Raw genomic sequence first — 10,279 nt, forward strand, 5'->3', positions numbered from 1 at the left:
CGCGACGGCACGGCGGGATCAGCCCGCGGTACCCGGTTCCGCCTGGTCGCGCAGGAAGGTGCTGATCTGGTGCGCGAGCCCGCCCTGCCCGCCGGCCGCGTGCGTGCCGGTCCCGGCGGACTCCTCGTGCCCGTCGACGCAGCCGGTCCACAGCGCGCGAGGGGTCCACTCCTCGTCGACCCGCAGCTGGATCTGCGCGTCGATCCGGGACAGGGCGGCCTCAGAACCCGCCGCGTACAGCACCGCCGTGGCCCGGCGCAGCGGATAGACGTCGTAGCCCTCGATGAACTGCGAGTTGCGCCAGTCGACGAACGCGCCCTCCCCGTCGGGGCCGATCCGCACGTCGATCTGCCCGTCCTCCAGGTGGACGCCGAAACGCCGCGCGCCGCGGTTCTCCACGGTGACGCGGAGGCGGAAGTACGTCAGCCCCTCGGCGGCCTCGTCGCGCCCCCGCGGCGGCTCGGACCGCTCCAGTCGGTGGACGCGGACTCGCAGACCGGCATGCCCCTCGTACTCCTGCCAGTCCCCGACCACGTTCGGCTCGTACACAATGCACCTCTCGACTTCCAAGAGCTGCTTCCTATCCGCGCGCTCAGCGCACTGTCAAATGTGCGGAATGCACCGTGGCCGGGGAATTCACGGTCTTTGATCGCTGATCAAGCCGTGGGCAGGAGGAATTCACCGGCGGGCCGTCGAGGCGGTCTCCGCGGCGTGCCGCACATCACTTTGACGGGCGGTGCCGACGACGGTCCGCCGGCACCGTCAGCGGGCCAGCCGGCCGAGCAGGGCGGAGGCCGCGGTGATGCCGAGCGCGGCGGCCACCACGAGGACCACGAAGTCGAGGGCCAGGTGCGCGGGGGTGCCGAGCAGCAGCCCGCGCAGGGCGTCGACCTGGTAGCTCAACGGGTTGGCCTTGCTGACGGCCTGGAGCCAGCCCGGCATGACGGCGACCGGGTACAGGGCGTTGGAGCCGAAGAACAGCGGCATCGTGATCGCCTGCCCGATGCCCATCAGCCGGTCGCGGCTGAGCACGATGCCGGCGATGGTCATCGACAGGCAGGAGAAGAACGCCGAGCCGAGGATGACGGCCGCGGCGACACCGAGCAGCCGCAGCGGGTTCCAGGTGAGCGCCACGCCGAGCAGAGCGGCGATGACGACCACGACGATCGCCTGGATCAGCGCCTTCACCCCGGCCGCGAACGCCTTGCCGGTGACGAGGGCGGAGCGCGGGGTCGGAGTGACCAGGAGCTTGTTGAGGACGCCCGCGTCGCGCTCCCAGATGATCTGGATGCCGTAGAAGATGGCGATGAACATGGCGGACTGGGCGATGATGCCCGGCGCCATGAAGTCGATGTACGGGATGCCGCCGGTGGGGATCGCCCGGATGCGGGTGAAGGTCTGGCCGAAGATCAGCAGCCACAGGGCAGGCTGCACCGCGCGCGTGTAGAGCTCGGTGCGGTCGTGGCGGAGCTTCTGGAGCTCCACCGCGCACATGGCGACGACCCGGGCGGGCAGCAGCCGCCAGCCGGCGCGGGGCTGCGGCGGCCGCAGCAGCAGGCCGATGTCGGCGGCGCGGACGGCGTCAGCCGACGCGGTGCGCGGTGCGGCGGGTGCTTCGGACATCGCGGAAGTCTCCTGAGGTCTCGTCGAGGCCGCTGCCGGCCACGTCGCGGAAGACGTCCTCCAGCGTGGGCAGCGGGTCCGTGGCCGGGGCGCCCTGGGCGCGGCGGCGCTCACCGAGCCCCTCGCGCAGCTCGGCCGGGGTGCCGAGGGCCCGGATGCGGCCGCGGTGCATCAGGGCGACCCGGTCGCAGTACTGGTCGGCCTCGTCCATGTAGTGGGTGGTCACCAGGACCGTCATGCCGGTGGCGGCGCGGACGGCGCCGATGTGCTCCCACACCCCGGTGCGGGCGATCGGGTCCAGGCCGATCGTCGGCTCGTCGAGGATCAGCAGCCGAGGTGAGCTGACCAGGGCTTGGGCGAGTTCGAGGCGGCGGACCATGCCGCCGGAGTAGGTGTTCGCCAGCCGGTCGGCGGCGTCGGCCAGGCCGACCGCGGCCAGTGCCTGGGCGACCCGCTCGGCACGTTCGCGGCGCGGGACGTCGAAGACGCGGGCGAACAGGGTGACGTTCTCCCGGCCGGTGAGCGCGGCGTCGGCGGACAGCTGCTGCGGGACGTAGCCCAGCAGGCGGCGCACCGCCATGCGCTCGGCGGCGGCGTCGTGGCCGAAGACGCTGACCATGCCGGAGGGGACCGGCAGAAGGGTGGTGATGCAGCGGATCGCCGTGGTCTTCCCGGCGCCGTTGGGGCCGAGCAGCCCGAACACCTCGCCCGGGCGCACGGACAGGTCGACGCCGTCGACGGCGTTGGTGTCGCCGAAGGCGTAGGCGAGCCGGCTGCAGGCGACCGCGTCGGCGGCGGGCTGGGCGGCAGCGTTCCGGGTCATGGGCGATCGGCCTCCTCGCGCAGGTTGTCGGCCAGTCTGCGCAGCGCCGGGATCGCCGCGCGCAACGCGTCCCGGTCCGTGTCGTCGAGCCGGTCCACCTGGCGGCGTACCAGGGCCGCGCGGCGTTCCCGCCAGTCACGCAGGCGGGTTCCGGCGGCCTCCGTCAGCAGCAGGCGCGCGGCCCGCCGGTCGGCGGGGTCCGTCTCTCGGATCAACTGACCGTCCCGGACGAGCTGGTTGACCAGTGTCGAGACGGAGTTGCCCGCCAGGTGCAGTTCCTTGGCGGCCTCCGAGACGCCTATGCCGGGGCGGCCCTCGACCAGCCGCAGCAGCTCGATCTCGGCGCCGCGCGGCCGGTTCACGGTCATCCCGGTGCGCAGCCGGCGGCGGATCAGCCGCTGGACGCCGACGAGGGCGTCGGCCAGCTCTTCGGGGAAGGTTTCCGGGGTCACGCTGCCAGATTATCTCTGTAGCAGAGGTAATCACCCCAAGAGACGGTCAAGGACGGTCAAGGACGCGGACGCTGATGCGGTTGCCGCGGGCACGGTGGCGGGCGGACGCGGACGCGGGCCAGGCGGTGGCTCGGGTCCGGCGCCGCATCGCGGGTCCGGCCCGGCGCGGAACCGGCGGGCGCATCCGCATTCGCACTGCCAGGGAAATGCGCGCATTTCCTCCGGTGGCGATTCTCCGGATTCTGGACAACAATTGACATTCGTGCGGTCGCATACCGTCACCGCATTCCCGGAACAGTTTCGTAATCGCCGACTTCGGGAATCCCGAGTCCAGTGCTTCGGACAGGAGGCACGTCCGTGGGAGCCGGCGCGCCGGGCCCCGATGTTCATCTCTCCGTTCGGTCCGAGCCCCGCGCCTCCCAAGGTGTCCGTCCATCCAGCACCTGCTGAGGGAGGCGCATCTCATGCGTACCACCGGCAGAACGAAGACCCATCCGCACGACGACGCCCCCGACACGGCCGCGGCGTTCGAGAGGCTCGCCCGCATGCCCGACGGCGCCGAGCGCAAGGCGCTGAGGGACGAGCTGGTGCGGGTGTGGCTGCCCATGGCCGAGCGGATCGCCGTACGGTTCCGTGGGCGCGGCGAGGCCCTGGAGGATCTGTACCAGGTGGCCGCGCTGGGCCTGGTCAAGGCCGTCGACCACTACGACCCGGCACGCGGCTACGCGTTCGAGGCGTACGCCGTGCCGACGGTCACCGGGGAGATCAAGCGGCACTTCCGCGACCACATGTGGACGCTGCACGTGCCGCGCCGGGTCCAGGACCTGCGCAACCGTGTGCGGCGCGCCACGAAGGAGCTGGCGCAGACCACGCCCGGCCGGACGCCGACCGTGGCCGAGATCGCCGAGTACGCGCACCTGAGCGTGAGCGACGTGCACACCGGGATGGAGGCCCTTGACTGCTTCGCCGCGCTGTCGCTGGAGGCGGAGGTCCCCGGTACGGACGGCTACGCGCTCGGCGACGGCCTGGGCGAGGCCGACGCGCGGTTCGACCTGGTCGTGGACCGGGTGGCGGTCAGGCCCTGTCTGGAGGCGCTGCCCGAACGGGAGCGCACCATCCTGTACCTCCGGTTCTTCGGGGGCATGACGCAGAGCCGGATCGCGCAGCAGCTGGGCATCTCGCAGATGCATGTCTCGCGCCTGCTCAGCGGGTGTTTCGCCCAGCTGCGCGAGGAACTGCTCGCCGAGGCCGGGTGAGCCTCGCGGAGGCACGCCTCCCGTACGGGGGCGGCCGTGCCCGCGCCGTTTCGGCGGCGCGCGGCGGGTACTCGGCAGGCGTCTTCCGCGCTCCGGCCGGACACTGGTGTCAGGCTGGTGGAAACCGGTCTGACACGACCAGGACGGGCCATGAACCACGACAGGACACCTTCCGGCAGTTCCCCCGACGTCGTCTCCACGCACTCGGTGTGCGGCGCGCCCTGCTGGGTGAGCCTGACCAGCCGTGATCTCGGGACCACGGAGGACTTCTACCAGGCGGTGCTGGGCTGGGAGTGGCGTCCGGCCAGACTCGGCGACCACTTTCGCATCGCGCTCGCGGAGGGCGCCCCGGTCGCGGGGATCGGCGCGGTGGCCGCCATGTGGCAGATGGCGGTCGCCTGGACGCCGTACTTCGCCGTGCCCAGCGCCGACCAGGCCGTCGCACGGGTGCAGGAACGCGGCGGTACGGCCGCGGTCGGCCCGATCTCCTTCCCGCCGGGGCGGGCGGCGCTGCTGGCCGACCGGGACGGGGCGACCTTCGGGATCTGGGAGGGTGACCTCCTGACGGACTGGGAGACCTGGCGCAAGGCCGCGCCGGCCTTCATCCGGCTGCACACGCGCGACGCCTTCGACGCCGCCATCTTCTACGGCGAGGTCCTGGACTGGGCCTCACGGCAGCCCGGCTGCTGCGAGGTCCGCTACGAGGGCGACGAGGTGGTGCTGCGCAGCCACGGGGAGGTCGTGGCGCGCATCGAGTCCGGCGCGCTGGAGGCGGCGCCCGACCCCACGATCCGCCCGCACTGGCAGATCCACTTCCGCGTGGCCGACGTGGCCGCCTGTGCCCGCACCGCCGAGGCCCACGGCGGCAGCGTCCTGCGCGAGGGCCCCGACGAGGCGGTACTCCGCGACTCGGACGGCGCCCAGTTCACGGTGACGTCCCGCCGCGAGGCCTGAACGACCGGCCCACCCTGCGGGGCCCGCGAGCCCGGCATGATCCAAACGAGAGGCCGGTCAATACACCTAGCGGCGTCGGCCGCGGCGTCCGGGCCCGCGTGTGGCCGGCTTGGTGGGGTGGTGGGGGGCCGTGGGGGTTCTCGGGGGGCGGGACAGAAGGATCAGGCTGCGGGGGTCGGCGTGGAGGGTGCCGCCGGGTTTGTGCTCGGCCTCGTCCGGGAGGCCCCGGGGCTCGGCGGTGTCGAGGAGGGTGGTCCAGCGGTCTCCGTAGGCGGGGCCGGGCAGGCGGAAGTCGACTGGCTCCCAGTAGCCGTTGAGCAGCAGGAGGAAGGAGTCGTCCACCACGGGACGGCCCTGCCGGTCGGGTTCGGCGATGGCGTCGCCGTTGAGGAAGACCGTGACGGAGTGCGCGTCGGAGCGCTGCCAGTCCTCCTCCGCCATCTCCCGGCCGTCCGGCAGCAGCCACACCAGGTCCGGCAGCGGCTGGTCGTCCCGGGTCGCCGTCTCCCCCTGGAAGAAGCGGCGCCGGCGCAGCACGGGATGGGCGCTGCGCAGGCCGATCAGGTACCGCGTGAGGTCCGCGAGCTCCCGCTGCTCGTCGGTCAGCCGCCAGTCGATCCAGGAGACCTCGTTGTCCTGGCAGTAGGCGTTGTTGTTGCCGCCCTGGGTGCGCCCCAGCTCGTCGCCGTGGCACAGCATCGGAATGCCCTGCGAAAGCAGCAGCGTGGCAAGGAAGTTGCGCTGCTGGCGGGCCCTCAGTTCCAGGACGGCCGGGTCGTCGGTGTCGCCCTCGGCCCCACAGTTCCAGGACCGGTTGGCGCTCTCGCCGTCCCGGTTGCCCTCGCCGTTGGCCTCGTTGTGCTTGTCGTTGTACGACACCAGGTCCAGCAGCGTGAACCCGTCGTGCGCGGTCACGAAGTTGACGCTGGCGCGTGGCCTGCGCCGGTGGTGGGCGTACAGGTCGGCGGACCCGGTCAGCCGGGAGGCGAACTCGCCGAGCGTGTGCTCCTCGCCGCGCCAGAAGTCCCGTACCGCGTCCCGGTACAGGCCGTTCCACTCCGACCACAGCGGCGGGAAGTTGCCCACCTGGTAGCCGCCCTCGCCGACGTCCCAGGGCTCCGCGATCAGCTTCACCCGGCTGATCACCGGGTCCTGCTGGATCAGGTCGAAGAACGCCGACAGCCGGTCCACCTCGTGGAACTGCCGCGCCAGCGTGGCCGCGAGGTCGAAGCGGAAGCCGTCGACGTGCATCTCGGTGACCCAGTACCGCAGCGAGTCCATGATCAGCTGCAGGACGTAGGGGTGCCGCATCAGCAGGCTGTTCCCGGTGCCCGTGGTGTCGTAGTAGTGCGCCCAGTCGCCGTCGACCAGGCGGTAGTACGAGGCGTTGTCGATGCCCCGGAAGGACAGCGTCGGGCCCTTCTCGCTGCCCTCGGCCGTGTGGTTGTAGACCACGTCGAGGATCACCTCGAGCCCCGCCGCGTGCAGCGCCTTGACCATCGACTTGAACTCGGCGACCTGCTGCCCGCGCGTACCGCTTGCGGCGTAGCCGTTGTGCGGCGCGAAGAAGCCGATGGTGTTGTAGCCCCAGTAGTTGGAAAGGCCCCGGCCCTGGAGCACGCCGTCGTGCACGAACTGGTGCACCGGCATCAGTTCGACCGCGGTCACACCCAGCGAGGTCAGGTGCTCGATCACCGCCGGGTGCGCCAACCCCGCGTAGGTGCCGCGCAGTTCGGGCGGGACCTCGGGGTGGGCGCGGGTCAGGCCGCGTACGTGCGCCTCGTAGATCACGGTGTCCGAGTACGCCCGCCGGGGCAGGCGGTCGTCGCCCCAGTCGAAGGCCGGGTCGGTCACCACGCCCAGCATGGTGTGCCCGGCGCTGTCGGCCGGGTCCGGGCCGTGCGCGGCCCGCTCGTACAGGGAGGGGTGGTTGTCGATCTGCCCGTCCACCGCCCTGGCATAGGGGTCAAGGAGCAGTTTCCTCGGGTTGCACCGGTGGCCGGCGGACGGGTGCCAGGGACCGTGGACCCGGTACCCGTAGCGCTGCCCCGGCCCGACACCGGGCAGATAGCCGTGCCACACGAAGCCGTCAACCTCGGTCAAGGGCACGCCGCGATGGGTGCCGGCGTCGTCCACCAGGACGAGGTCGACACGCTCCGCCACCTCGCTGAACAGCGCGAAGTTGGTGCCCTTGCCGTCGTACACCGCCCCCAGCGGGAAGGGGTACCCGCTCCACACGGGTACCCCTTCCCGGTGCCTTCGCCCGGTCACCGGGCGGCTTCCAGCACGGCCCGCGGACCGCTGAGCGGAGAGGCCAGTGCCGCGACCGGCGTCTCGCGCGGCGTCTTCAGGCCCTCGCGCAGCGTCGGGGCCGGAGCCGTCGGGACCAGCGGGACGCGCACCCCGGCACGGGCCCGCTGCGAGAACCAGATGATCTTGCTGCCGGTCTCGGCGGCGCAGCAGCCCCAGCCGTCGCTGGTCGCCGCGATCCGGGCGAGGCAGCCACGCAGGTCCTGGTCCGGGCGCAGATCGTGGTTGTTCTCCCCGACGGCGGTGATCAGGTGCTGACCGGTCCACCACATCTCGATCGAGATGCGCTTGTCAGTGGCGTGCTCGTCGATGGCCTTCAGCAGCATCTCGGCACCCCCGCACACGGGTTCGACCAAGTCCTCCAGGTCCCAGAAACGCAGGTGCGCGGCCAGAATGCGCCTGACCTGCCCGACCCGTTCCGGGCTGACTTCCACGTCGAGGTGGTAGTAACAGGGCACTGCGGTCTTCATCGTCGTTGACTCCTCACCGGCGAGGCCCACGCTCCTCTCCCGCAGGTGCGAGAAGCCCCGGACACGAAGCGTGAGCAAGTGTTGCCTCTGAGTGGAATCAACAGTGCGGGCGCTACGCCATTCGTGCAACACGAGCAGGTCAGCAAGCTTGTTGAAGATCCAACAGGACGCTGTGTCGTTGAACGTGCACCATGAGTGAAGTCTCGAGCGCCGTCAACGGGACCGCTGCTCACGCGTGCGCGGTCGCCGCCCCGGCTGTCGGGGGAACGAGCCCATCGAGCGCATCCGAAAGGTGAACGGCGCCATGCTGCTACCCGCCAAAGCCGAAGTCGCCCGGCATCTGCGCCGCTACCGGGCGTGGGAACGCGCGATGCTCGCGTCGCCCGACGACCGCCGGGTGCGGTCCACCTTCGAGGACGCGGGCTACACCTTGTGCGTACTGATGGGGAAGCGCTGCGCCCGGGAGGCCGCGGACGCCGCCGAGCGCTATCTGTGCACCAGCCTCGGCACCTACCTGCGGGAGCAGAGCGGCCGGCCGCACCGGAGCGCCGTCCCCCGCCGGGGCCCGCCGAAGGCGGCCCAGGCCCACAGGCGTACCCACGCCGGGAGGTAGGCCCTCCCGGCACGACCCGATCCCCGGCCGGGCGCGCGCCCGGCCTCGAGCACGGTGGAGGTGACACCCATGAGTTCGACCCCGAGCCAGGCCTGGAGTCCGGCCTCGAGTACGCCCCCGAGTCCGGCCCCGTCGATCGGCCGCGTCCCGGTGCGGGACGTCCGTCCGGCCGTGGAGGGCGGCAGGCGGGCCGCCAAGGCGGTCGCGGGAGAGACGTTCCCTGTCACCGCCACCGTGTTCCGTGAGGGTCACGACGCCGTGGCCGCCAACGTCGTCCTGCGCGATCCGGAGGGCCGTCCCGGCCCGTGGACGCCGATGCGCGAGCTGGCCCCCGGCAGCGACCGCTGGGGCGCCGAGGTCACTGCGGACCGGGTCGGCCGCTGGACGTACCACGTGGAGGCCTGGTCGGATCCGGTCGCCACCTGGCGCCACGCCGCCTCCATCAAGGTCCCGGCCGGCATCGACGCCGGTCTTGTGCTGGAGGAGGGGGCCGCTCTGCACGCCCGCGCGGCGACCGCGGTGCCGCGGGGTCCGGAGCGGGAGACCGTGCTCGCCGCCGCGGCGGCGCTCCAGGACGACGAGCTGCCGGTGATGACGCGGCTGGCGGCGGCGTTGACGCCGGAGGTGGACGCGGTCCTCGCCCGGCACCCGCTGCGGGACCTGGTCACCGCCTCCGAACCACTCGCCCTGCTCGTCGAACGCGAGCGGGCCCTGTACGGGTCCTGGTACGAGTTCTTCCCCCGCTCCGAGGGCACCCCCGAGCAGCCGCACGGCACCTTCCGCACCGCCGCCCGCCGCCTGCCCGCGATCGCCGCGATGGGCTTCGACGTCGTCTACCTCCCCCCGATCCACCCCATCGGCACCACCTACCGCAAGGGCCGCAACAACTCCCTCGACGCCCACCCCGACGACGTCGGCGTGCCCTGGGCCATCGGCTCCCCCGAGGGCGGCCACGACACCGTCCACCCCGCCCTGGGCACCCTGGAGGACTTCGGCCACTTCGTCGCCCGGGCCGCCGAACTCGGCCTGGAGGTCGCCCTCGACCTCGCCCTGCAGTGCTCCCCGGACCACCCCTGGGTGCACAAGCACCCCCAGTGGTTCCACCACCGCCCCGACGGCACCATCGCCTACGCCGAGAACCCGCCCAAGAAGTACCAGGACATCTACCCCCTGGCCTTCGACGCCGACCCGGACGGCCTGATCGACGAGACCCTGCGCGTGCTGCGGCACTGGATGGACCACGGCGTGCGGATCTTCCGCGTCGACAACCCCCACACCAAACCGGTGATGTTCTGGGAACGCGTGATCGCCGCCGTCAACGCCACCGACCCCGACGTGATCTTCCTGGCGGAGGCGTTCACCCGGCCCGCGATGATGCACACCCTGGCCCAGATCGGCTTCCAGCAGTCCTACACCTACTTCACCTGGCGCACCACCAAGCAGGAACTCACCGAGTACCTGACCGAGCTGTCCGGCGAGGCGGCGGCCTGGATGCGCCCGAACCTCTTCACCAACACCCCCGACATCCTGCACGCCTACCTCCAGGACGGCGGCCGTCCCGCCTTCGAGGTCCGCGCCGTCCTCGCCGCCACCCTCGCCCCCTCCTGGGGCATCTACAGCGGCTACGAACTGTGCGAGAACACCGCCCTGAAACCGGGCAGCGAGGAATACCTCGACTCGGAGAAGTACCAGCTCAAACCCCGCGACTGGGCGGCCGCCGCACGCGAGGGCCGCACCATCGCCCCCCTCATCACCCGCCTCAACGACATCCGCCGACG

At 71.9% G+C, this 10,279-nt stretch carries 10 protein-coding genes; 4 read left to right on the top strand and 6 right to left on the bottom strand.

The genetic code is table 11. The features are described 5' to 3' along the window. Positions 1 to 18: 18 nt before the first annotated feature. The 4 genes from ACTYVM_RS34395 to ACTYVM_RS34410 form a co-directional block, all read right to left on the bottom strand. Positions 19 to 549 carry a hypothetical protein gene (locus ACTYVM_RS34395; protein ID WP_445529710.1) on the bottom strand — a complete coding sequence of 177 codons (531 nt, stop codon included), beginning with the start codon at positions 547 to 549 and terminating at the stop codon, positions 19 to 21. Positions 550 to 762: 213 nt separating this feature from the next. Next, on the bottom strand, positions 763 to 1,623 hold the full coding sequence (locus tag ACTYVM_RS34400) for an ABC transporter permease (RefSeq protein ID WP_445529711.1): 861 nt from the start codon (positions 1,621 to 1,623) through the stop codon (positions 763 to 765). Then, a complete protein-coding gene (locus ACTYVM_RS34405) occupies positions 1,583 to 2,446 on the bottom strand; it encodes an ATP-binding cassette domain-containing protein (protein WP_445529712.1) in 864 nt (287 codons plus the stop codon). The genes ACTYVM_RS34400 and ACTYVM_RS34405 overlap by 41 nt, the downstream gene beginning before the upstream one ends. After that, positions 2,443 to 2,898 carry a MarR family winged helix-turn-helix transcriptional regulator gene (locus tag ACTYVM_RS34410; protein ID WP_400035615.1) on the bottom strand — a complete coding sequence of 152 codons (456 nt, stop codon included), beginning with the start codon at positions 2,896 to 2,898 and terminating at the stop codon, positions 2,443 to 2,445. The genes ACTYVM_RS34405 and ACTYVM_RS34410 overlap by 4 nt, the downstream gene beginning before the upstream one ends. A gap of 464 nt (positions 2,899 to 3,362) precedes the next feature. Here ACTYVM_RS34410 and ACTYVM_RS34415 point away from each other — a divergent pair, with 464 nt between their 5' ends. After that, on the top strand, positions 3,363 to 4,154 hold the full coding sequence (locus ACTYVM_RS34415) for a SigB/SigF/SigG family RNA polymerase sigma factor (protein ID WP_445529713.1): 792 nt from the start codon (positions 3,363 to 3,365) through the stop codon (positions 4,152 to 4,154). Positions 4,155 to 4,304: 150 nt separating this feature from the next. Continuing rightward, on the top strand, positions 4,305 to 5,108 hold the full coding sequence (locus ACTYVM_RS34420) for a VOC family protein (protein WP_445529714.1): 804 nt from the start codon (positions 4,305 to 4,307) through the stop codon (positions 5,106 to 5,108). 66 nt (positions 5,109 to 5,174) lie between these two features. On the opposite strand, the gene glgX is transcribed toward ACTYVM_RS34420, so the two are convergent. Continuing rightward, positions 5,175 to 7,379, bottom strand: a complete 2,205-nt coding sequence (gene glgX / locus ACTYVM_RS34425) for a glycogen debranching protein GlgX (protein ID WP_445529715.1) — start codon at positions 7,377 to 7,379, stop codon at positions 5,175 to 5,177. Beyond that, entirely contained in the window at positions 7,376 to 7,888 is a 513-nt protein-coding gene (locus ACTYVM_RS34430) for a pep a2 (protein ID WP_445529716.1), read from the bottom strand. Before ACTYVM_RS34430 ends, glgX begins: the two co-directional genes overlap by 4 nt. A gap of 304 nt (positions 7,889 to 8,192) precedes the next feature. Here ACTYVM_RS34430 and ACTYVM_RS34435 point away from each other — a divergent pair, with 304 nt between their 5' ends. After that, positions 8,193 to 8,501 (top strand): DUF5133 domain-containing protein, encoded by a 309-nt coding sequence (locus ACTYVM_RS34435; RefSeq protein ID WP_445529717.1) that lies wholly within the window; start codon positions 8,193 to 8,195, stop codon positions 8,499 to 8,501. A gap of 69 nt (positions 8,502 to 8,570) precedes the next feature. Continuing rightward, the coding region (locus tag ACTYVM_RS34440; protein WP_445529718.1) for an alpha-1,4-glucan--maltose-1-phosphate maltosyltransferase at positions 8,571 to 10,279 on the top strand (1,709 nt) is incomplete at its 3' end.

The organism is Streptomyces cyslabdanicus (assembly GCF_052663305.1).

Bases quoted from the DNA above. Each gene is read 5' to 3' on its own strand.
- ACTYVM_RS34415 (WP_445529713.1), top strand. From the start codon at position 3,363: ATGCGTACCACCGGCAGAACGAAGACCCATCCGCACGACGACGCCCCC.
- ACTYVM_RS34435 (WP_445529717.1), top strand. From the start codon at position 8,193: ATGCTGCTACCCGCCAAAGCCGAAGTCGCCCGGCATCTGCGCCGCTAC.
- ACTYVM_RS34400 (WP_445529711.1), bottom strand. From the start codon at position 1,623: ATGTCCGAAGCACCCGCCGCACCGCGCACCGCGTCGGCTGACGCCGTC.
- ACTYVM_RS34430 (WP_445529716.1), bottom strand. From the start codon at position 7,888: ATGAAGACCGCAGTGCCCTGTTACTACCACCTCGACGTGGAAGTCAGC.
- ACTYVM_RS34405 (WP_445529712.1), bottom strand. From the start codon at position 2,446: ATGACCCGGAACGCTGCCGCCCAGCCCGCCGCCGACGCGGTCGCCTGC.
- ACTYVM_RS34420 (WP_445529714.1), top strand. From the start codon at position 4,305: ATGAACCACGACAGGACACCTTCCGGCAGTTCCCCCGACGTCGTCTCC.